This window comes from Undibacterium hunanense (genome assembly GCF_014284335.1).
Taxonomy (GTDB): domain Bacteria; phylum Pseudomonadota; class Gammaproteobacteria; order Burkholderiales; family Burkholderiaceae_D; genus Undibacterium; species Undibacterium hunanense.
This window is the reverse complement of sequence record NZ_JACOGF010000024.1, coordinates 23,970-44,481: the sequence shown is the minus strand read 5'-3', so window position 1 is coordinate 44,481 and position 20,512 is coordinate 23,970. Positions and strand designations below refer to the sequence as shown.

Here is a 20,512-nt window from a genome sequence, read left to right as displayed (position 1 = left end):
GAGCGGCAACCCATTCTGGCACATACAGCTCGGCCAGTGCCTGGCCTTTCCTGACTGTGTCCAGCGGAGTGCGCACATAGAGTTTTTCTACAAAGCCGTTACTACGTGCCTGGACCAGGGCAACATCGCGCTCGTTATAGGTCACGGTACCAACTGCCGCTATGGACGATGCAAGCTTTGCTCTGGTGACTTCAGCGACCCGGACACCGAGGTTTTGTTGCACGCGTGGGCTGATCTTGACACTACCTTCATCCGCACCATCGGCATAGACTGGCACCAATTGCATGTCCATGAAAGGCGATTTGCCAGGTTTATCAAATTTCTGGCCGGGAACCATGGGGTCATGCCAGTACAGTACCTTCTTGTCGTTTGGGGCTGAGCCCGATGGTGAAGTATCTGCTTGTATCCCGTTGGCATCCTTCATTCCCTGACTGATACCTAGACGATAAAGGCCATATCCACTGCCAGCCATTACGCCAGCGGCAACGAGGGCCATAACGATTTTTTTATTGTTCATGGCATATCCTTGTTCGAGGCTTGGTCCAAATGCATGCCTGGTTCATCGGCAGGAAACAGGAAATTGAGTTGTGCCCACAGGCGAGCGGTATCAGCTTGCAATTGCAAGGCTTGTAGCCTTACATCAATCTCATTCCGGCGTGTAGCCAATAGGTCGGGCAGACTGGATTTGCCACCGCGATAGGCACCCAGAGTGGCTTGAGTGCGTTCTTTGGCTAGTGGTATCAATTCACGTTCATAGCGGGAGCTGCGTTCCAGGCCACTTTGCCATTCTTCGATCATTGTCCTGGTTTCAGCGACATGGGCGCGTAATGTCTCATCACGCTCGGCTTTTGCTTGCTCGACCATCGCCAATTTGGAAGATAACTCACGATCCTGGCGGTTCTTTTGGTCCCACTGGAATGGCAGCGATATGCCGACCGATACCATATTGGAATACGCTGGACCACGCTGCTGGAATGCGACTTCGACTGTCCAGTCTGACTTTTTATTGGCTTCGGCGAGTTTTGCATCCACTTCGGCGATTTCCGTTTGCCTGGTCAGTACAGCGATCTGGGGATGGTGGGTCAGCGATTTGTCCAGCGCTGTTAAATCCAGACGGATGCTGCCTATACTTGGCTCTCCCGCCAGTGGAAGTTCAGTAGCAAGACCCGTCCAACGATCCAACATTATTCTCGCAGTACGGACCTTGCGCTGGATATCACTGTAGCGGTCATCTACCATGCTAAGTGCGCTTCGGGCAGCGAAGATATCTGCCTGACTGCCTCGCCCAGCGCGATAGCTGCTATTTGCTACCTCGATTTCGAGTCTGGCCTGATTCGCTTGTTCTGCAACAATAGCTGCCATGCGTTCTGCATAGTAGCTATCTAGCCAGGCAATAGCGGTGTCACGCTGGATGGCTGCAATAGCATTGGCTTTTTCTGCCAGTGACTTACTCGCGGCACGATCATAGCGAGCAGCGCGCAACTGGCGCCTGTCACTGCCGGTCAGCTCTTGCATGACGCCGATGCGGCGCATGGTCATAAAATCACTGTTCAGGCTACCGCGATCAGGGCCACTGATTGGCAGGTTATCAATACCTGCTTTCAAAACCGGATCAGGTAATTGACCAGCAGCGACCGCCATTTCGTGGGAAGCAGTAATCGCGAAGTCTTGCGCGATCAATTGACGCGAGCGTGCTACGGCCAGTTGTTGGGCTTGTCCCAAAGTGAGCGGAATATCCGCAGCAAGGACTGCGAATGAGGATAAAGTGAGTATGCCAGTGACAATGGCAATGCGAATGACACGGGGCCACGCAGCATATGGCGCAGCAAAAATAGAGAACATGGAACCTCCAGGCGACAATCAATAGCAACGTACGCCAGCAAGATGTGGCGACGCATGGATCAGGCGCTTATGGAGTTAAATGCGGAAACAGCAGTTACGTATCGCAATCGGTGGTGCTGTGCTGCGTGCTAGATTAGCAGAGTGTGGATACGATGAAAGAGAGTCAGCCACTACATCTATGGCTTCCACTATGAATACTAGACCAGTGCTGACAAAGGGTTGCACGTCAGGCGGCTGCGGCTGGTCGAGCGACTGTTTGCTCAGCGAGTCTTGCGCATGGATGTGGCAAAGTGCCGGTTGATCCTTGTCCATGCCTTCGCAGGCTGGCATTGCAGTTGAATCGGCAGTGAACGAGATTACGTTCGAATTATTTCCAGTGCCAGCCGTCATTCCCGGGCAGGCGTATGCCGCTACCGCAAACTGCATGAACAGCAGGCTGCATAGCATGGCAAAGACTGTAATGATCCGGGATGGACGGGAGATTTTCATAAAACGGGTAATTTCTTCCTTACCAATCTTAGTTTAAAGGCTTATTGATTATAGTCGTAACTCTGGCTCTTAAATTACACGCAAAACGAAAATTTCTGCAAACGGCATAAAACCTGGCCGAAGGCGTATGCTACTTGCAGGGATGGTTTTGCAGATTTCAGTGTGAGATGCGCATGCAAATCTGGTCACAAAATCTACTTGGCACGGATTGCGGCTCATTGATGCCCAGTTCACTCTTGCGTATGTCGGCCTCCGGCAAGTTGCGAGTCCCAAACAGAATATCCCAAAATATCAGCGTCGCCCCATAGTTGGCATTGGCCTGCCGCATGTCACGCGTATGATGCCAGCGATGCAATTCCGCCATGCTGAATACCCAGTTAAGCGGCCCCAGCCGGAAACCAAAGTTGGTGTGTGACAGCAGGGAATGCACCTTGCTGATCATGGCAATCAGAAAAATGACACACGCTGGAACTCCCAGGGCCACCATCGGTAACAGCATCAGAAAACTGCTCAAGAAGCTGTTGACTGGATGGAAGCGAACGAAATTCAGTGAGTACATCCTTGATGGTGCATGATGGATGGCATGCACACGCCATAGCCAGCCGCCGGTCTCATGGCTGATGCGGTGATACCAATACGGTAGTAGATCATGGGCCAACATTGCAAGTATGACCTGCACGGAAACCGGCCAGCCAGCAGGCCAGTACAATATACCGAAAGCAGAAGACAGCCAGGTCGCAGCACTCACACCTAGCGCCATTGCAGCAGCTTCTGCAATGGCAATGACAGGTTGAGCAAGCAAAAAGAACGCAGCATCTTGTCTGTTGTCTTTCCACCGACCATTCCAGGCAGGCTCAAATGGAAACCACCGTTCTAGCATGACAGCAACACCAAATACCGGCAAGAAAATCACTGGCGTCAGCAAGCCTTCTCGACCTGGCGCATAGCCAAACCAGGAGACAGTTATCACCGTGACGAGTATCACTGGAAATGCCAAGTAGCGCAAAACACCGCCATTTCTCGGTGACCGGGTGGGATTTTGAAGGTTTGACTCATTCATTTTGCTTACAGTCTCTTTCTTTATTAAATGCACTAATGCACATATATGCATGTATTGAACAAAAAAATCAGCAATTACAACAAGTGACAACACGCTTCACTTGCTGCGTGAGCGCCTCCAATGTTGCCAGGACCGCTGTTCCATTCACCTCATAGTAGCGATGCCGACCTTCCCGCGTACTGCGCACAACACCGCTGTCTTCAAGCAGGGCCAGGTGCCGTGAAATGACTGAGCGGTCCTGCGTGAAATCCTCAGCCAAGGTGCCAATGTCGCTGGGGCCCAGCTCGATCAGCTTTGCCAGTATATGGATACGTACCGGCTCGCACAAGGCAGTGAAAAAAGCAGTATCGATCAGTTCAGAGAACTGCCTGGCGGCTTCTTGGCGGGTGGGTGCATTGGCGGACATGGCTGGATTATACGTGCATTGCCGTGCACATGTAAAGCAATTCAAAGTATGCTGCTTTAGATACAAGGGGTCTATCTATTTGAAGTAGATCAATATTTCAATCTAACCAGAGGATCAAGGAAACTACTCTCCTAACTCTATATCAAGAAATTTATATTTATTCGCAGCCGTCTTATTAGCTCTTACTGTTACTGTCCGATTTACCATCGGGCCAATGACGTCATCAACCGCATCTTCTAGGCCACTGACAAGAATCGCGTCACTTTCAATCGCTATTTCCAGCCAATCTTTATCTAAGTGGACTGCTCTTAAAGTTCCGCGCAGCTCAACAATTTCATCATCTGCATCGAGCGTTGAAGCTGGCTTTGACCTTAATTGCTGATTAATTGTGTGCCTTGATTCGATTCCCAACGCTACTGGTCGTGTATCGCCAAGAGAGCGCATTTCTATCCGATCAAAAGTTTTTCCTGTTGGTGCTAGATTACGTGCCAATTTGAGAAATGTATTACGGTAACTCGCATCTGGTATCAATTTTTCTAGGACAGATAAATCCTCGTTTGAGGAAGCTCTCACGATCTCAAGAAAATGTTCCGCAATACGTTCCGGTTCGACATCGTCTCTAAAAAAATCAGGTTGCACCGGCTTTTGAATGCCAACTGAAAATTGATAACTACCTGGTATAGATTGAAATAGCCAAGGTCTGCAAGCATCTTGTAATTCTTTCGTTGGGCGACCAGTACGCCTATGCGAAATCCCGTTTAGGAATTCAATCGTTCTATAAAATATGGACTGAATCGTCTGAACTTTGTCAAGAATCAAATCTAGGGGCGCCCCTCCAGTAATCACTTCGCCACCTTTAACTGAGACCATAACTTGACCAGGTACAAATTCGACGCCAGCCGTTTTCTTGGTGCACTCTGTCCAAATAGCCTGCACAAGATTTCGTAAATCTTGCCTCGCAAATTCTGGAATTGTTTCATCTGCTAACATTGAGTGTGCAAGCTTTTCAGCTAAAGAATATTCACTAGCTTTAAACCACAGAGCTACGGCACTAACCGCAGTAATGCCTCTAGTACGCACTTTGGAGATATCAAGCTGCGCCAAAGCCAAGTGCTCAAACTCGCCCGCTTGTTTATACAATTTATTTGCCAGGGGTATGTCACGGTTTTTCAGTGCTTCCATCGCAGATATTGCTAGCACCTCACTTTTTGCATGAAATTCGGTCCAGCTCATAATATTTCGCCAATTTTTTGAATAGCTACTCTTCTTTCTTTAAAACCGACCACTGATGCGATCGCTGGAAGGTTACTTTTCCCATTCTTCGTTTGCTCGATTTTTTGCCGCAAACGTGCGTCAACCACTGCCTTACTTCCTGCATCAACTCCCGATACCTCTAATCGAAAGCATGTCTCGAGGTCTTCAGGGGCAGTTCCGACAGGTGCCACATACCAATCAGCGCCGGTCAAAGTTTCAGCACGTCTAACAGCAATAAGATTCTCGGTAACCTCTACCGCAGCTAAACACACGCCATATGCTCCACTTTCCGTGGTGTCAATTTCATTTGCCCAGGCATTAAGCGTTCTTGTATCTGGTGTTGGAAACTCAACTAAATGTCTTGCTATAACATCCGAGGCTGCGACTTGCAATTCGACTGGTGAGGCGTGATGACGATTTAGACATACTGCAGCAGCCTCAGAGTAAGTGCCACTAAGAGCGGGCGTCAATCCAATATGCCGCTCGTGCAACGAATTAATCGACATGCCACTCTTAATTTCTTCCGTCATTCTCAACTCCACTTTGTAGAAGCTATTCCAATTGCATTTAAATTTTAGGAGTTCTTTCAGCACAAAGGCACAAACGCTACTTTAATAAGCCCCCACAAGTTATTATCATTTAATTATTATCTTTCATCAACATGTAAGAATTACATATTATTTAATGGCAGTACAGTATTTCGCGCTTCAATAGATAAAAATACAAAAAATTAAAACTGTTCCAACAACGGAGACTGATAAGAATTGGTGTCTGAATTTGACTTTCTTTTCCTGTAAAGATTTAATTAAATTGCGCGGCATTTTTTAACTTGTTAAATTGCTATACAACATACGTGAAAAGTGACTAAACTTGCAAACAAGGATGGGGCGGCACCGACGCAAAAAAGATATCAACAATCATAAAAAAATTGTTAACGATAATTGTATTTACCGACACTTTCGAGTAGCAATATTCCAAGTTGCAAAGAATGGTGACATATTCATTTTCAATCAGGAAGTGAATATAATGATTTCGCAAAAGACTACGTTAAAACAAATATGCAGAAATTCTCCATCTTTGCAGGAGATGAAATTCATCGGCACTTTCTTCATCGAACTGAATACCTTGACTTGTTAATAAACCTAAATACAGTTGCGGAGGAATGGTTTAGGATCGAACTGCTTATTATTTTTCAATCGTTAGCAAGCGATGATCAATTGACGATTAAGGGAACTAACCACCAAACTCGGAGGGGAGAAGACCGTCCTGATTTCACACTAGATTTCGACGGGCAAAGTCTGCACCTCGAATTAAAGGTGCTTCCCAAAGATCGCAATTATCACAATGGCTGGCAACGGTTTCTATCTGGGAAAAATAACAGAAATGACTTTGATCGCTTATTAATAGGTGATCGCGACGGAGTAATTTACATCTACTGGTCAGACTTAAATGATTGGGAAAATTGCAGAAAAAACTTGAAAAATCGTTCACAGTTGATTGTCTTCGACAAGATGTGATTCCTTGCATGCAAGGTAGCGTTGTAATTTCGTACTGGGGAAAAATTAAGTGACTTCCTCATTTAAAGAAATTTGCATGTACATGCAGTAGATAACACTTCGCTCAACTATAGAAGTGCCTCTCTTGAACTTTAACGTGCTGCTCGCACAGCACGTTAGTTTGCACTACATCTTCAGACGATTCGCATCGTTTTCTTTATTCTTCAGCGCATCATTCTCCAACGCCTTATTCCACAGCTGTTCCAACTCGTTGCTTTCAACGTAGAGCGTGATAGAGCCCTTTACCAATGGCGTACTTGCATAATCATCTTCCGGCATAAACAAAACGGAGCCCCAAGGTTTGCGCCATCTGACTGAGTAATTTTTCAAGTTAAGGCCATAGATGTTCTTTTTAAGTGTTACACGCTGGCCTGTCAATCCAAGTTTTTTCTCAACTTGATCCTCGACCATTTTGGCAAAGCGCTGGAAGCCTTCGGGCGTTCGCTCCAGGTTCGACAAGATGAACTTAATTCCAAGAATTTTTCCATCTTCTGCCATAGACAAAACCACTTTAAGGTTGCCGGAAGATTTAGACGCCAGCCAAAGCGGCAGACTGTCTAATGGCAGCGCTGTTTCCGCGTAACGTATTTTCTTTCCCACCAGATTGGCTTCAAGCTCTAGCCGACACTTGGATGTTGGAGCACATCGTTGGCTGTAGCTACCTAGAGTAATGCCAAAGAATGTTATATCTGGATCGCCAACTGGGCCAATGATTGGCACATTGTAGTTATCTGCGTGCGCAGATGACATGCTGGCTAAGGCGAAACAGGTTACCCCAACAAAGTACTGTACTGATTTTAGCCATTTACCCATGGTTTTGTGGTCATTCAAAAATGAGAAAATTTTCATATGTACTTTCCGTATAGATGTGTTGTCTAGATCGCTGTTCGTCTGTATATCAAATTACAGACGAACAGCTCGGTTACCTATTTAACTTCTGAGTAGATTGAACGCGACCCATGCGACTGATAGCAGAATGAAAGTTACCTTTGCACTCTTTGGAAAGATTTTGACTTCGCCTTTCTGCGAGTAGTACAAGTCACCGGTAGCTGCAAGTAAGCCGGCGATAGGCGTGACTATCAGCAAGCAACAAACGATGAACCAGCGCTTGCGGAAAAATGGTACTTGCGAATAGTCAGTCAAGTCCCTTGCTTTAGCCGTCTCACCGACATGTGCTACTCGTTGGGATACTGGAGCCAGGTTCTGTTGCGCCCCGCACTGAGGGCAAGAAAGCGCGGTTTCATGGATTTGGATGCCGCAGCCACGGCAATGAACAAAATTTGTCATTGGAAATTCCTCTATTGATGTTTGTTGAGATGAAGGTCATTACTACATGTTTTTTTGAAATGTAGTGTAAACACTTCATTTAATGTTGTATACATTCCGTCGTCATTCACACTACAAATAGGCAAGATCATGACCCATGCCATCTACCACTTCCACGACCAAACCAAGAGCTTCATCAAAGCGCCAGCCGCCGAAGACGAAGACTGTCCCAGCATCAGAAACTGTTGAATCGGAGAGTAAAAAGCAGGTTCGTAGCGACGTAGCTGTTATGCTTGGAAAATCACTGAAGGCGTTACGAATTGCGAGAGATTTATCGCAGGAACAACTCGCCGGAGAAGCAGAGTTGGATAGGACTTACATCTCTACCCTGGAGCGTGGCTTAACAAACCCCACGATTCTCACGCTCTCTACGATCTGTTTTTGCCTAAAAATCTCTCTGTCAGAACTCTTGGCTCCTGTTACTGAGAATTTAAAGCCGTCCTGGGCTGATCCAGACGGATATAGACGCAGGACAAATCAGGCCATGCCAGATAGAATCGAAAAACGCATCAGACTAAAGTAGTGACTTGGTAATGCATTAGCTGTTTGTATGTAAAGCGACGATGATCTAGAAGATACGACTGCTAACATTGCTGTCAAACAGCCCCACATTTCTTATGTAGCGGTGCACCATAGATTCAGAGCGATGACCAGTTTGTCGCTGTATCTCCCAGATTGGTACACTGGCCATTGCTGCGCTACTGACCAAACCGGCACGCAGACTATGTGCTGAAAATCCAGCTACATCCATTCTTTTTGCCTGCATTCTGGTTCGTAAAATCCAGTTAATGCCAGCACCAGACAATCCACCAGCAATTCGATCAAAGCGGTCGATTTTTCTGAAAATGACGCTACCATTATCATTTTCATAATAATTGCATTGCAAGTGCTTAATCCACTCTTTTAAAGCTTTCACCGGACAGACCGGCTCGTCACCATTCAGTATCGCAATGTCTCGTCCAAAGCCGTTTTGGTCGGTTTTGGACGTACGCAGATGCACGACCAGACCACGCTTTTCAAAGCTCAGATCATTTATTGTCAAATTTGCCAATTCTGACCGTCTAAATCCACCACTAAAACCGAGCAATAGCAGCGCACGATCGCGAGAGTTCCGCAATTCTGAGAAGTTCGCTATCGGTGTCACTAGTCTGCGAATTATTGCCGAGGTAATTGGCTTCGCTTGTTTTTGCGAGCAGCCATGTATTCGCCTTATACCGCGCATTGTGGCTCTGACCAGTGCCGATTGGGTGGGCGGTTGCAAACCAAGTCGATTATGCTCACGAGCAATCGCGGCCATATGTCGAGCAATTGTGCTCACTTTCAACGTTTTAGCGCACTCCACTAAATATCTGGCTACTGTCCTCGGGGTTGCAGGAATTCGTCCGCCCCATTGCTTAAAATGCCGCAAGTCCGATGCATATGCACGCATGGTATTGGATGTCAATCCACTTTCAAGATATATGGCCACGTTTGCCATTTCTGCCGCGAGCCTATTGCGGAGCTTTGTACTTGGTTGAGTCGTATCAAAATTTGGTTGGCGCTTCGATCCCGAAGGTTTAGCATGCATTGTCGGTTTCATGATTGCGCCTCATTACTCACTGCATCAGACACATATAAGGCCACCGCTGAAGTCAGTCTTACAACTTCAGCCTTCATGGCGCAGCTCTCGTACTCAATACCCCCATGCTTCTCTGGACGAAGTACCAACCGGCCATTGAAACCGCAATATGGAACTGTTTCGGCACCGGGATCAATGACGAGTAGCGCATTAGTCTGAAAACCGTGTCTGCCTTCGCCGCTCTGATAACCTTCCGAGCCAACTGCGAGCACGAAATGGCTATCTCCATTTTTATACGAGTACGCAATTATGACGATTGAACCGGCTGCTAAATGCCGTTTGGTAAACTCTGTTATACCTTTATTGCCAGCACGTTTGATGCATAGCCTGATTCCAACATCCAATGCCGAGAAAATTTCGCAAAGCTGCCGCACTGCCATGCCACTGAAAAAGTAGTCTCGTGACAAATCCCACAGCTTTTTAGCTATACCAGAGCGAGCAGTCGTCATTTTCTCTAGCTGGCGTGGACTAGCAATTCCCAATATCGCCATTGCCATTGCTGCAACGTGAATTCCACATGCGCCATCGAAATCGCTTTGTCGAAAATGCAGTCTGACAAAAGATGTTTCGGCACTTCGATTCTCAGCCGATTTGTGGGGCATACGAATTACGCCAATGCTGTACTCTGGCTTAATTGCGTGATGCAGTCTTCGGACATGCCAACGGCGACTTGCAACTAATTTTCGTACCTTGTCGACGGTGCTGTTAGTGACACTTTTCATGGTTTTACCCTTTAATTTTAGTGCTTTACAAAACTCCAGGCGTGCGAAACCCTGCGAAGTAAAACTCGCACACCTGGCGTAAATTGCTTGGATTTGAAATTTGGCTACGTTAATTGCTGCTCGTAGCTATGTTGCACAATCAGATTGCTTGTTGCGGACCCGAACGTTCGCTATTTGTCCTGGTACGCTTATTCACTTTGGTAGAACGTGCCAGCAATATTCTGCTTGCCGTTGCTTCGAAGTGATGGCAAATCGAGCTTAGGTCCGCAAGCTCCGCCAATAACCATCCAATAGCTTCGACAGTTGCAGGGCTACACTGTTGACTATCCATTGCTTCTGGTGCTGCCAATGCCATGCAAGTGCTTACCGCTGAAGTTCCTAGATGTAGCGTTCTCTGCACGTTATTGGCATGCTTCGTTAATCTTTCCAGCACTTGATCACTTGCATCTTCCAATATTTCCAAGTTGACTGAGCTGTATGGCGGCATAGTCGACAATGGAGCCTGAGTTCGGAATGCGCCAAGCAGTTCGTTAAATAAGCCATGTAGGGGACGATAACTGACAGGGGGTTCAAGTTCGGTTTCCATGGTCAATACTCTGCTGGCAACAGCAAGGTGGTAACACTATGGTCGTATTCTGTGATGATCCACATGCGTTCTTTTTCTGCACCTAATTCATATGACGACATCAAGCGCGTATGATTCTTTAAAGCTTCATTGTTGGACTGAATGTCTTCTTCGCATAAATTTCCCCAGTCGCCACGTTGATGCCTGGTCAGCAGCACACTGGCATTGACACCACTTCGATCCAGCAAATCTAGCGCGCCTGCGGTCGCCACAACTTGACCAAGCGAGAATAATGGTGGCTTCGTTACACGCTGTATTGCCAGCATGACGACTGCTGCCAAATTTGGAATGCTTGCTGATTCCAATGCAGTTCTTTTATCGTCTGATTGATCACCGCCTGCTGGCTGGCCGGAGTTTGTTTCATTGGTCATCTTGAGTCCTTTTTAAAAGTAAATGGCGAGCGCAAACCTCCGAGACATCGGATACCGAACGCGCAGGAAAAGTCGTTCGCCAGGTGGTTGCGAAACTAAAAGTGATGCGGTGGATTGGGTACTACAGAGGTATTACTAGATTGTCAACTTATCCGATCAGAACCTGAATAAGATACCCGACGGACTGAGGAAACAAATGCTTTGATGAACTTACGAAAGAGGGGTATACCGATGGATCACTTGCCATTCTGACCAGTGATATTACAAAAAACACCGAAAATCAGTCAAAACCATAAAATACAATGAAATGAGTATTTTTAACGTATTTTAGCTAATTATAACATATTTTAAAACAAGTTCACAAAATCAAAAAAGTGATTAAATTACAAATTATTTGTTAGACATATTTATTCTAAACAACTATTGGTGCATAATGGTTTCAGAATATAGAATTCTATAACTACTTGATTTTAAAGGGGTTATTTTATTGGCCAAATTTGCGGCCAAATGATAAAGTCGGAATGGTTTTTCCGTTTAAAATCAATTGCTTAAATTTACAATACGATTCCGGCTCTCGGAACCAATTCTGATTAAGCTCTTGATTACTCAAGGGCTTTATTGTTTTTGAAGGTGAGAGCCTTATTTGAAGGCGGCTAAGAACTTAGGTTAGCCAACAGCCCCTAATAGAACAGAGATTTTCATTACCGCTATCCTCAAATTACCTGCTTATACATTTTCCCCGTCAAAGTAGTCCGAATCCACACGCTTCAATTCGAATTTACTGACTGGTGAAACCCCAACATTATGATCAACCATCAATGTTGCCAACTGCTCACCTGAAATCAGGATAATCTTCGACGGAATGATGCGGACATACTCTTCAGCCTCTTTGGTAAAACTAGACGTAGTGATGAAGACACCTTTGCTGGCTCGCTGGCCCTGCAATGCCCCGGCAAATTTCTGTATTTCGGGACGTCCGATAGTAGCTTCCCAGCGTTTCGCCTGTATGTAGATAACATCCAGGCCCAACTTGTCTTCTTTGATGATGCCGTCAATTCCTTCGTCACCGCTTCTACCCACGGCTCGCCCTGCATCTTGACGGGAACCACCATAACCCATACTGACGAGCAAATCGACAACCAACCTCTCAAAAAATGAAGGCGATGCAGCTTTCACTTGCTCAAGCAATTCAGATTCAAGATTATTACGGAGCCGCTGATAAGCCTGCGAGAACAACTCTTCAGGTGTGGCTTCCGACTGCTCTACTTTGGCTGCACCGATTGAAGTGGGTTGCAAAACACCACTTGCGTCCTGCACTCCCTTGTCTTCACTGCGACGCAACTTGAAAGACAAATACTCGGGATATTGCTCAAGCACAGAATTGTCAACCCGAGAGAGATTTTTAGCTAAAAGTTCTTTCCCTCTCGCCGTGATATTAAAGAAGCCGCGCTTTCTTGATTCAAGAAGAGCTGCTTGCTTTAGATAAGTTCTTGCCCATCCAACCCGATTATCAAATTGCAAGCCTGTACCACTTGGTAACATCGTGTCACGCTGTTCGTCAGTGAGCTTAAACTCAAGCGCCAATTGTTCAACCGCATCACGAAAGCGATGCTCTTGCGAATCATTTGCCAATCGCAATAATGGCAGCATCAATGTTTGATAATCAGGAATAGTCACAGTAACTCGTTTGATAATTTGATATTCAAATATATACCAAAAGCAGGATAGAAGTCACTCGCAAAAGCCGCAGCTCCAAAAGCAACATCTCAGATGTCAAATCTCGCACCAACCTCTTTCAACCATTCCTTACTATCCAGATAGTTGGGCAATATCCGAGCTAGAGATTTCCAGAACTCTGGTGAATGATCGTGGTGCTTCAAATGACAAAGTTCATGCACAACCACGTAATCAACAACACTATGTGGGGCCATGATGATTTTCCAGTGGAACTCGATTTCACCTTTGACATTACAACTGCCCCAGCGTGATTTAAAGGTTTTGACACTCACATCAGTTGGTGCAACCCCGACCACACTGGCGTAACGTTTGACTTTTTCCTTGAAGCGGTTCTCCGCCTGGAACTTGTACCAATACGTCAGCATGTCTCGAATGATGGCATCTTGCTGCATCATCTTGGGCAAACTCACCAACAATTGACCATGTTTGAGTTTGACTGGCTGTACTGGGCCAGTCACGACTTTCAGACGATAGTGGCGGCCAAGATAGGGGAAAGACTCGCCACTCAGCATTTCACGCTTGCTGACGGGTTGTGCTTGCTGATGTAAATAGAGTTTTTCTTTGATCCAGCGTTTTTTGTCTGCAAGTAACTGCTTGATTTTTTCTTCAGGCAAAGTCTTGGGTACAGCAATTGATACAGCGCCGTCTTCCACCTGCAAACGGGCAGACTTGATTCTGGCAGTGCGTATTACCTCGGCGACAAAGCCCTGTCCCTGGATATATTCAGCCTCTGTCATCATTTGAACTTGACCTTCGCCAGTTCCATGAACCTGTCCATCACCTGCGTGCGCAAGGCTTCACTATCAAAACTTGATTCAACTACCGTGCGTTTGATATCACGTTTTAAGCGCTTGATTTCATCCTGTTTCTTGAAGAAGTCAACGATATTACTGGCCTCGTCCAGCATGGTAACCAGAACCTTGGTTAATTTCACTATCTCATCGTGCTGCGCTTCGCTCAAGGCATCATCGCCCTGCATACGTGTTACTTCAGCTAGCAAGATATTATGAAAGGCGAACTCCGTATCGTTTAAGCCAAGCTCTTCTGCAGCTTTCTTCCTGTCAGATTTTATATTGTCGCGAAAATCCAGCAGCATTTGCACCAATTCGTCCCAGCGTTCTGACTTTTTACGCAATATCTCGTCCAGCTTGGCGCTCAATGATTTGTAGTATTCCTCATCCTCGGCAAGATTGATGTCAATATGATGCTTAATCGCGTTTTCTATTTCAGATGCTTTGGATTCGTCTGACTTATGTTCTTGCAGTTTCTTTTTGTAATCGACAGACAGCAAATCTATCGGCGGTATCTTTGGGTCTACGCCCGTGGCGCGGATATGCTCTTCGATCAGGGCGCGCACTTTTTCACCAACACCTGCCAGATCAAGCTGTGCATCGCGGTAGATATTGCGCGCGCCCTGGTTGATTTTTCCCAGCAAAGTTAAGTCATGCACAAAGGGCTTGGCACCGACGTCGGGCATGACGATGTCCATCTGCCTGGCAAATTTCTTGAAGTCGATCTCAAATTGCTGGCGCACTTCTTCATCCTTCAAGGCAAGTACGCAGGCATCTAGGTTACTTAATGCAATGCCCTTAAAGTGGCGCAGCACACGGGTATGCGTGGCTTTGAGCTTGGGGATTTCATCTTTCAAATCTTGCAACGCACCGGCCACGTCTTCCTTGGAGAACATATCCAAAGCTTCGGTCAGATAATCGCTGAGGCCAAAATAATCGACGATATAACCACGTTCCTTGCCGTTGGCGGTGCGGTTGACGCGTGCTATCGCTTGCAGCAGCGTATGTTCGCGTAGCTTGCGGTCCAGGTACATCACCTGGCAGATGGGTGCATCAAAGCCGGTTAGCAGCATGTCCTTGACGACGATAATCGACAACGCATGCTCAGCAATCGGCTTTTTGAAGTTATCTATCTGCTGTTTTTGCAAGACGCTATCGGTGTGTGGCGTGTACAAAGCCTCATCGTTATGGCTGCCAGAGATAATCGCCGCGCATTGCGGGCCTTCCAGCTCATCGATGGTTTGTTTATAAACCACGGCAGCGCGACGAGATGAAGTCACGATCATCGCCTTAAAACCATTGGGTTGTATATGCTCACGGTAATGCTTGAGCAAATCGATGCAGACCCAGCGTATGCGCTGCGGTGCTTCTAAAACCGCCTGTTCGGTGCCGTACTTCTTCTTGATCGCGGCTTTGTCCTCAGCACTGCGGTCGGCAAAATATTCATCGAATAATTTATCCAAAGAATCGCCAGTCACCTTGGTCTTGGCTTCGCGCCCCTCATACAAAATCTGGCAAGTCGCTCCATCGGCCACCGCTTCTTCTATGGTGTAAGTATCGATGTAAGAGCCAAACTCATGCGTGGTCTTCTCTGACGTGATCAAGGGCGTGCCGGTGAAGGCGATCTTGGGTGCGTTTGGCAAACCTGCATTAATCGCCACACCCAAAGACCCGTATTGAGTACGATGTGCCTCATCGGCCAGCACGATGATCTTTTCGGATTTATTGAGCAGTGGAAAATCTGCCAGTTCGCCTTCCTGAAACTTCTGCACCATCGCCGTAATCAGGTCTGAGCTATCTTTGGCCAGCAGCTCTTTCAGATGCGCAACCGAGCTGGCGTGATACACCGTCTCGCCTTGCGCTCGCTCAAATTGCGCGGTCAATTGCTGGTCTAGCTGGGTGCGGTCGGTGATGAACACTAGCTTGTAATCGCGCAGTGCAGGGTCGCGCCGCATCTTAATCGCCAGCATCACCATCGTCAGCGATTTACCCGACCCCTGCGTATGCCAGATGATACCGCCCTTATCTTTCTTGCTTACGCCATGCTTTAAACGATTGATGGTTTTATGCACAGCGCGAAATTGCTGGTAACGCGCAATCTTCTTCACCATGCGCCCGTCTATAGGCTCATACAAAGTGAAGTTGCGGATCAGGTCGAGGAAGTTGGCATGGCTGAATATGCCAGCCAATAAGATTTGCTGTGAGTTGGCAACAACTGGCGTACCAAGAATCGCCGCATACGGCACAGCTGACTCCGCCACGCCAATGCCACCAGGCGATGCCGTGTCGGTCGTCGGCAGCACTACCGTAGCGTTAAGCGCCGTGGTAGCCAACACCTCAGCCTCATTCAAAGGATAAGCGTCCTTCCATTCCAGATAATGCTCGACCTTGGAGCTAATCGTACCAACCCGTGCCTGGTCCCTGTGCGTGCACACCATCAACTGGTTATAGTTAAATAATCGCTCAGCACCTTCATCTTCATGCGGTGCACGGCGATTGGCATAACGACGCAACTGGTCTATACCTTTTTCCATCGGGTTAGTCACATACGGCGATTTCGCCTCAATCACCGCCAGCGGCAAACCATTCACGAAAAGTAAAATGTCGGGGATGACAAACTCGTTCACGCCTTCGATCTTGAACTGGTTCACGCACAAGTATTCGTTATTCGCGAGGTTATCAAAGTCAATCACCTTCACGGTCTGGCCACGGCGGCCATGCCCTAAATCCTGCTCGACCGACTGGTAATGCACCAGCATCTGCCACAGATTCAAATTGGCTTCCATCAAGGTCGCAGCTGCCGGATGGGTAATCTCGCGCATGACCTTGCGCAGATTCTCTTCGCTGATCCAGGGGTTAATACGCAGCAATGCGGCTTTCAGGCGTTTTTCCAGCACCACCTCGCGAAAGTATTCGCGTTCGCCGTTTTCTGCGTAGAAAGCGGGAGCGAATTGTGCTCCGTGCAGGTAAGTCCAGCCCAACTGCTGTAGTTGTGTTAGCGCAGGTAGCTCTACCTTGTCGTATTCGTCGTTGGTCATCGTTCTTTGTCTGCCCCATAGCCCGCTTCGCGCTGATGTCTGATCGCCAGGACAAGAACCGCGTAATGTACTTCTTCAAAACTGTAGAGCGCCACATAACCTGTCTTGCCACGCGAGATTACCAGCTCAAACAAGTCGTCATCAAGCTGGCGGCCAATGTAAGGATGGCGACGCAAAATTGCCAATGCCTCTTCGATCAAATCCAGCGTCGCCAGGGCAGCGACGGGATCTTGTTCAAGCAAAAAATCGCTAAGGCGCTCCAGGTCGGCAAGTGCCTGTTCAGAATAAATCAGCCGCGCCACGGCTTGGCCTTCGGCGCGGTAATTTCAGAGGTTTTTTTAGCCACAGGAGCAGTCGCGGCAGCAATGCGCTCACGCAGATAGTCATGTACTTCTTCGGCCTCAAACCCTAGTCCAGTCTTCAAGGTCTTTTTGCGTGCGGCTTTGGCTTGCGCCACGAAGGCTGCATGTTTCTCGGCGGCATCCGATGCTTTACGAATCGCATCCACCATAAACGCATGCGGCGTCATGCCCAGATCCTGAGCGACAGCCGCCGCCCTTTGCTTAAGATCGTCCGGGAGTTTTAATGAAGTGGTAGTCATGATCTTCACCTTTTTTAAAGTAACACCAGAGTATCACCTTTTTGCAAAATCGTAAAACCGGCTGAGTGCGGCATTATTGTGAGGCAACTTTTACGCGGACTTTGCCGGTTAGAAGGTCTTGCATTAAGGCTTTTTTAATCGATGAAAAATGTATGTATTTTTGCGTTGCGACTTCAATTTTTTGATCAATGGCTTCCATGCTTTTACCAATTAATTGTTGCTCTATTAAAGTAGGCGTTGCCAGCATAAATGAATTCAAAATTTCCAAATTAATATTCTTTTGAGCAGTTTGAGGCGCAAGCGACTCCAAATCATATTTTCTTGATCTCATTGAATATAAAAGGAAAGAGCGATCTGCCACGGCTTCATCTACGATAATGCCAACCAAACTATCTGGAAAGCAGGAATTAAATTTAAGCATTCCAATTTCACCGATAGTCGCGGCAATGGTAATGACAAGCGTTCCTTGCTTAAATAATTTACTTACGCTGAGGCCTTTTTCATTCAATGTTTGCGTAAATGTCGAAATATAAGGAGAGTCTTTTGGGACATCTCCCGTCTGTAAGAAGGGAATAGTCCCACCGTAAAACGCAGGATCGTTGCGAGGACGTTGTGAAAACCGGCCTCTTTCAAGTTTTGCCAGTTGGCCTAGTTGCTTAACTTCCCAAGCCTTCGGAATCCGCCCCACCAGACTACCCTTGAATTCCGTGTGACCTATGCCCTTGGTCAACAGCTCCTGCATCATGCCGGTTTTCAGGTTTTTCAGTTTATTGATTTGCACTTGGGTGGATTCAATCACATCGTCAACGGCGGTGAGGATGGAGGCGATTTTTTGTTGTTCTGGGAGAGGTGGTACAAGAACCGGAATATCTTCTAGCTGACTTTGATTTATGGATGGAACTGCACCAGATTGTACAAACGTTCCAAAGTCAATGTCTTGCAGTAGAAAATACAAAAAATGATTGTCGTCAGCGAATGGCATAGCCGCCATCATATTGTTATCAATTACGGTATCTCGTGTAAGAATTCGCCTACGATTTAATAAAAGTGCTGCACCTACTTTGGCAAAAACGACAGAATTTTTAGGAAAAGTCTTTGCTTTGGCCTCTTTTAAAATAGATTGATCAATCCAATTATTAGAAGATGTTATTAGTTTTTCGTTGCCGGACAAATTCATGTCGCTTACTTTTATAAACGGATAATCACCATTTGCATTTCCTTGATAGATTTCTTTGAAGGCGCTGCCACCGGAAAATTTACACATTTCTCCTAAGTTTGTCGCTGACCATGATGTAGGCAAAGCATTACTCATACCCCAACTCCGCCAAATATCCCTTCATCACAGCCTCAGCCTGCACCACTTGCGCATCAAGCTCATGCAAAGACACGCGGTACTTATCCCACCAGCGTTCAAACTGTGCGATCAGTTCTAGTTTATTTGCAGGCAGATGCTGGCGCAAGTCTTCCTTGCTGCTAATCTCAGCCTTCCAGTCGTAATAGTTGGCATCGCGCTTAACCAGCACCGCAGTCACATCAAAGCCTTGCAAAATCTCTTCCTGAATATAGTCGTCCATCACTTCACGCACAGGCACACCGCCATGCAGCAGTGCGCGCACGTCGAAAATTTCTGGCGGTGGTGATGTGTCGGCGTAGCGGCGTATATTCAGGTTGTAATCGTTCTCGGCAATTTCGGCCAAGGTGACAACTTTGGCGTAGCGTTTGCTGTGTTTGTATTCTGTAAAGGTGCTGACGATCTTTTCTATATCTTTAGGGCGCAGGGTGTTTTGGTTCTTGCCTTCGGCGAAATCAAGTTCGCCATTGATGAACAGGACTTTGCCTTTGCGTTGCTTTGGTTTTTGCTTATTGATGATGAGTAAGCTGGCTGGGATGCCAGTGCCATAAAACAGGCCCGCGGGCAAGCCGATTACAGCCTCTAACAGATCGTCATTGAGTATGCCTTTACGGATTTCTTTTTCGCTGGAACCGCGAAACAAGACGCCGTGCGGCATGACCACGCCCATCATGCCATGGTCATTCAATGACGCGATCATGTGCTGGACAAAGGCGAGGTCGCCAGAATCTTTTGGCGGCGTACCATACGGGAAACGGCCATAACCGTCATTGTCGGCAGCTTCTTTGCCCCAGGCGGCCAGGCTAAACGGTGGATTGGCGATGACGCGGTCAAACGTCATCAGTTCGCCGTTTTGCACGTGCTTGGGTTCACCCAGCGTATCACCCTTGCGAATGTCGGCATTGAAAACGCCGTGCAAGAACATATTCATCTTGCAGATGGCCCAGGTGTTCAGGTTCATCTCTTGCCCATACAGCGAAAGATTGGAAGCATTTTCGCCATGGCTGACAAGGTAATTGCGTGTTTGTACCAGCATGCCGCCAGAACCTACCGTCGGATCATAAATACGCATACCAGCATGCGGTTGCAGCAATGCCACCAGCAATTGTACGACTTCGCTGGGGGTATAGAATTCACCTCCTTTTTTGCCTGCGGAATCGGCAAACATCTTGATCAGGTATTCGTAGGCGGTGCCTAACAAATCGCTGGATTCAAAGTCTTGATTGCGCAAACGATAGGTAGAAAAGTGAGAAAGCAAATCTGCCAGCTTTTTATCGGACAGTTTATTCTTGATGTTGAAGTCTATCGACACCAACACGCCTTCCAGGCTGGTGTTGTGTTCTTCTATTGCTTCAGTGGCTATATTGAGTTGTGCGCCAATGTCATGCTTGAGATCTTTTAAAGCGCTCCAGCGAGCTTTTTTCGGCACGAAGAAGGCGTCATGATATTCATCTTCTTCTTGCGCCAGTGCCTCTGCCTGCGCTTGTGTCTTACCTGTTTTGAGGTAATGAGCAATGACTTTTTCTTGCTCTTCTTCAAAGCTGTCTGACAGACGCTTCAGAAACATCATGCCAAAGATATAGTCTTTGTATTCTGACGCATCCATGTTGCCGCGCAAGATATCGGCGGCTGTCCATAGATAGGATTCAAGTTGTTGTAAGCTTAGTTTTTGGGACATATTTCGCTATTGAGGCAATGAATTTATAATCGTTGCCGTTATTTTGC

The 20,512-nt window shown here is 47.0% G+C and carries 21 protein-coding genes; 2 read left to right on the top strand and 19 right to left on the bottom strand.

What is annotated here, in order from left to right; translation table 11 throughout:
* The 7 genes from H8L32_RS26675 to H8L32_RS26645 form a co-directional block, all read right to left on the bottom strand.
* Window positions 1-517 (bottom strand): efflux RND transporter periplasmic adaptor subunit (locus H8L32_RS26675; protein ID WP_186950907.1); only part of this gene is annotated, 517 nt, incomplete at its 3' end.
* A complete protein-coding gene (locus tag H8L32_RS26670) occupies window positions 514-1,842 on the bottom strand; it encodes a TolC family protein (protein ID WP_186950906.1) in 1,329 nt (442 codons plus the stop codon). The genes H8L32_RS26675 and H8L32_RS26670, both read right to left, overlap by 4 nt.
* A 75-nt stretch (window positions 1,843-1,917) precedes the next feature.
* Window positions 1,918-2,331, bottom strand: a complete 414-nt coding sequence (locus H8L32_RS26665) for a hypothetical protein (RefSeq protein WP_186950905.1) — start codon at window positions 2,329-2,331, stop codon at window positions 1,918-1,920.
* Between the two features lie 157 nt (window positions 2,332-2,488).
* Window positions 2,489-3,301 (bottom strand): sterol desaturase family protein, encoded by an 813-nt coding sequence (locus H8L32_RS28235; protein ID WP_186950904.1) that lies wholly within the window; start codon window positions 3,299-3,301, stop codon window positions 2,489-2,491.
* Window positions 3,302-3,458: 157 nt separating this feature from the next.
* Complete coding sequence (locus H8L32_RS26655; RefSeq protein ID WP_186950903.1) at window positions 3,459-3,797, bottom strand: ArsR/SmtB family transcription factor; 339 nt, start codon at window positions 3,795-3,797, stop codon at window positions 3,459-3,461.
* 123 nt (window positions 3,798-3,920) lie between these two features.
* Window positions 3,921-5,030, bottom strand: coding sequence for a hypothetical protein (locus H8L32_RS26650; RefSeq protein WP_186950902.1), 1,110 nt, complete (start codon window positions 5,028-5,030; stop codon window positions 3,921-3,923).
* Window positions 5,027-5,581: a hypothetical protein gene (locus tag H8L32_RS26645; RefSeq protein ID WP_186950901.1), complete on the bottom strand. Its 555-nt coding sequence runs from the start codon at window positions 5,579-5,581 to the stop codon at window positions 5,027-5,029. Before H8L32_RS26645 ends, H8L32_RS26650 begins: the two co-directional genes overlap by 4 nt.
* A 528-nt stretch (window positions 5,582-6,109) precedes the next feature.
* Here H8L32_RS26645 and H8L32_RS26640 point away from each other — a divergent pair.
* Entirely contained in the window at window positions 6,110-6,568 is a 459-nt protein-coding gene (locus H8L32_RS26640; protein ID WP_186950900.1) for a hypothetical protein, read from the top strand.
* Between the two features lie 165 nt (window positions 6,569-6,733).
* Here the strand turns inward: H8L32_RS26640 and H8L32_RS26635 are convergent, their stop codons facing one another.
* Window positions 6,734-7,456 (bottom strand): hypothetical protein, encoded by a 723-nt coding sequence (locus H8L32_RS26635; protein ID WP_186950899.1) that lies wholly within the window; start codon window positions 7,454-7,456, stop codon window positions 6,734-6,736.
* A 574-nt stretch (window positions 7,457-8,030) separates the two neighbouring features.
* Here H8L32_RS26635 and H8L32_RS26630 point away from each other — a divergent pair.
* On the top strand, window positions 8,031-8,456 hold the full coding sequence (locus tag H8L32_RS26630) for a helix-turn-helix domain-containing protein (RefSeq protein WP_186950898.1): 426 nt from the start codon (window positions 8,031-8,033) through the stop codon (window positions 8,454-8,456).
* Window positions 8,457-8,501: 45 nt separating this feature from the next.
* Here H8L32_RS26630 and H8L32_RS26625 read toward each other — a convergent pair whose 3' ends face one another.
* From H8L32_RS26625 to H8L32_RS26575, 11 genes are all read right to left on the bottom strand, one after another.
* Window positions 8,502-9,512 carry a tyrosine-type recombinase/integrase gene (locus tag H8L32_RS26625; protein WP_186950897.1) on the bottom strand — a complete coding sequence of 337 codons (1,011 nt, stop codon included), beginning with the start codon at window positions 9,510-9,512 and terminating at the stop codon, window positions 8,502-8,504.
* Window positions 9,509-10,273: a hypothetical protein gene (locus tag H8L32_RS26620; RefSeq protein ID WP_186950896.1), complete on the bottom strand. Its 765-nt coding sequence runs from the start codon at window positions 10,271-10,273 to the stop codon at window positions 9,509-9,511. Before H8L32_RS26620 ends, H8L32_RS26625 begins: the two co-directional genes overlap by 4 nt.
* Before the next feature lie 139 nt (window positions 10,274-10,412).
* Complete coding sequence (locus H8L32_RS26615; protein WP_186950895.1) at window positions 10,413-10,859, bottom strand: hypothetical protein; 447 nt, start codon at window positions 10,857-10,859, stop codon at window positions 10,413-10,415.
* Window positions 10,860-10,861: 2 nt separating this feature from the next.
* Window positions 10,862-11,269, bottom strand: a complete 408-nt coding sequence (locus H8L32_RS26610; RefSeq protein ID WP_329605236.1) for a hypothetical protein — start codon at window positions 11,267-11,269, stop codon at window positions 10,862-10,864.
* Between the two features lie 726 nt (window positions 11,270-11,995).
* Window positions 11,996-12,946 (bottom strand): restriction endonuclease, encoded by a 951-nt coding sequence (locus H8L32_RS26605; RefSeq protein ID WP_186950894.1) that lies wholly within the window; start codon window positions 12,944-12,946, stop codon window positions 11,996-11,998.
* Between the two features lie 89 nt (window positions 12,947-13,035).
* Window positions 13,036-13,743: a M48 family metallopeptidase gene (locus tag H8L32_RS26600; RefSeq protein WP_186950893.1), complete on the bottom strand. Its 708-nt coding sequence runs from the start codon at window positions 13,741-13,743 to the stop codon at window positions 13,036-13,038.
* Entirely contained in the window at window positions 13,743-16,835 is a 3,093-nt protein-coding gene (locus tag H8L32_RS26595; RefSeq protein WP_186950892.1) for a type I restriction endonuclease subunit R, read from the bottom strand. Before H8L32_RS26595 ends, H8L32_RS26600 begins: the two co-directional genes overlap by 1 nt.
* Window positions 16,832-17,137 carry a type II toxin-antitoxin system RelE/ParE family toxin gene (locus H8L32_RS26590; protein WP_186950891.1) on the bottom strand — a complete coding sequence of 102 codons (306 nt, stop codon included), beginning with the start codon at window positions 17,135-17,137 and terminating at the stop codon, window positions 16,832-16,834. Before H8L32_RS26590 ends, H8L32_RS26595 begins: the two co-directional genes overlap by 4 nt.
* Window positions 17,125-17,436, bottom strand: a complete 312-nt coding sequence (locus tag H8L32_RS26585; protein WP_186950890.1) for a hypothetical protein — start codon at window positions 17,434-17,436, stop codon at window positions 17,125-17,127. The genes H8L32_RS26590 and H8L32_RS26585 overlap by 13 nt, the downstream gene beginning before the upstream one ends.
* A 73-nt stretch (window positions 17,437-17,509) precedes the next feature.
* Window positions 17,510-18,748 (bottom strand): restriction endonuclease subunit S, encoded by a 1,239-nt coding sequence (locus H8L32_RS26580; RefSeq protein ID WP_186950889.1) that lies wholly within the window; start codon window positions 18,746-18,748, stop codon window positions 17,510-17,512.
* Window positions 18,741-20,465: a type I restriction-modification system subunit M gene (locus H8L32_RS26575; RefSeq protein WP_186950888.1), complete on the bottom strand. Its 1,725-nt coding sequence runs from the start codon at window positions 20,463-20,465 to the stop codon at window positions 18,741-18,743. Before H8L32_RS26575 ends, H8L32_RS26580 begins: the two co-directional genes overlap by 8 nt.
* Between the last annotated feature and the right edge of the window lie 47 nt (window positions 20,466-20,512).

Bases quoted from the DNA above. Each gene is read 5' to 3' on its own strand.
- H8L32_RS26670 (WP_186950906.1), bottom strand. From the start codon at position 1,842: ATGTTCTCTATTTTTGCTGCGCCATATGCTGCGTGGCCCCGTGTCATT.
- H8L32_RS26665 (WP_186950905.1), bottom strand. From the start codon at position 2,331: ATGAAAATCTCCCGTCCATCCCGGATCATTACAGTCTTTGCCATGCTA.
- H8L32_RS26655 (WP_186950903.1), bottom strand. From the start codon at position 3,797: ATGTCCGCCAATGCACCCACCCGCCAAGAAGCCGCCAGGCAGTTCTCT.
- H8L32_RS26650 (WP_186950902.1), bottom strand. From the start codon at position 5,030: ATGAGCTGGACCGAATTTCATGCAAAAAGTGAGGTGCTAGCAATATCT.
- H8L32_RS26645 (WP_186950901.1), bottom strand. From the start codon at position 5,581: ATGACGGAAGAAATTAAGAGTGGCATGTCGATTAATTCGTTGCACGAG.
- H8L32_RS26640 (WP_186950900.1), top strand. From the start codon at position 6,110: ATGCAGAAATTCTCCATCTTTGCAGGAGATGAAATTCATCGGCACTTT.
- H8L32_RS26635 (WP_186950899.1), bottom strand. From the start codon at position 7,456: ATGAAAATTTTCTCATTTTTGAATGACCACAAAACCATGGGTAAATGG.
- H8L32_RS26630 (WP_186950898.1), top strand. From the start codon at position 8,031: ATGCCATCTACCACTTCCACGACCAAACCAAGAGCTTCATCAAAGCGC.
- H8L32_RS26625 (WP_186950897.1), bottom strand. From the start codon at position 9,512: ATGAAACCGACAATGCATGCTAAACCTTCGGGATCGAAGCGCCAACCA.
- H8L32_RS26620 (WP_186950896.1), bottom strand. From the start codon at position 10,273: ATGAAAAGTGTCACTAACAGCACCGTCGACAAGGTACGAAAATTAGTT.
- H8L32_RS26615 (WP_186950895.1), bottom strand. From the start codon at position 10,859: ATGGAAACCGAACTTGAACCCCCTGTCAGTTATCGTCCCCTACATGGC.
- H8L32_RS26610 (WP_329605236.1), bottom strand. From the start codon at position 11,269: ATGACCAATGAAACAAACTCCGGCCAGCCAGCAGGCGGTGATCAATCA.
- H8L32_RS26600 (WP_186950893.1), bottom strand. From the start codon at position 13,743: ATGACAGAGGCTGAATATATCCAGGGACAGGGCTTTGTCGCCGAGGTA.
- H8L32_RS26595 (WP_186950892.1), bottom strand. From the start codon at position 16,835: ATGACCAACGACGAATACGACAAGGTAGAGCTACCTGCGCTAACACAA.
- H8L32_RS26585 (WP_186950890.1), bottom strand. From the start codon at position 17,436: ATGACTACCACTTCATTAAAACTCCCGGACGATCTTAAGCAAAGGGCG.
- H8L32_RS26580 (WP_186950889.1), bottom strand. From the start codon at position 18,748: ATGAGTAATGCTTTGCCTACATCATGGTCAGCGACAAACTTAGGAGAA.
- H8L32_RS26575 (WP_186950888.1), bottom strand. From the start codon at position 20,465: ATGTCCCAAAAACTAAGCTTACAACAACTTGAATCCTATCTATGGACA.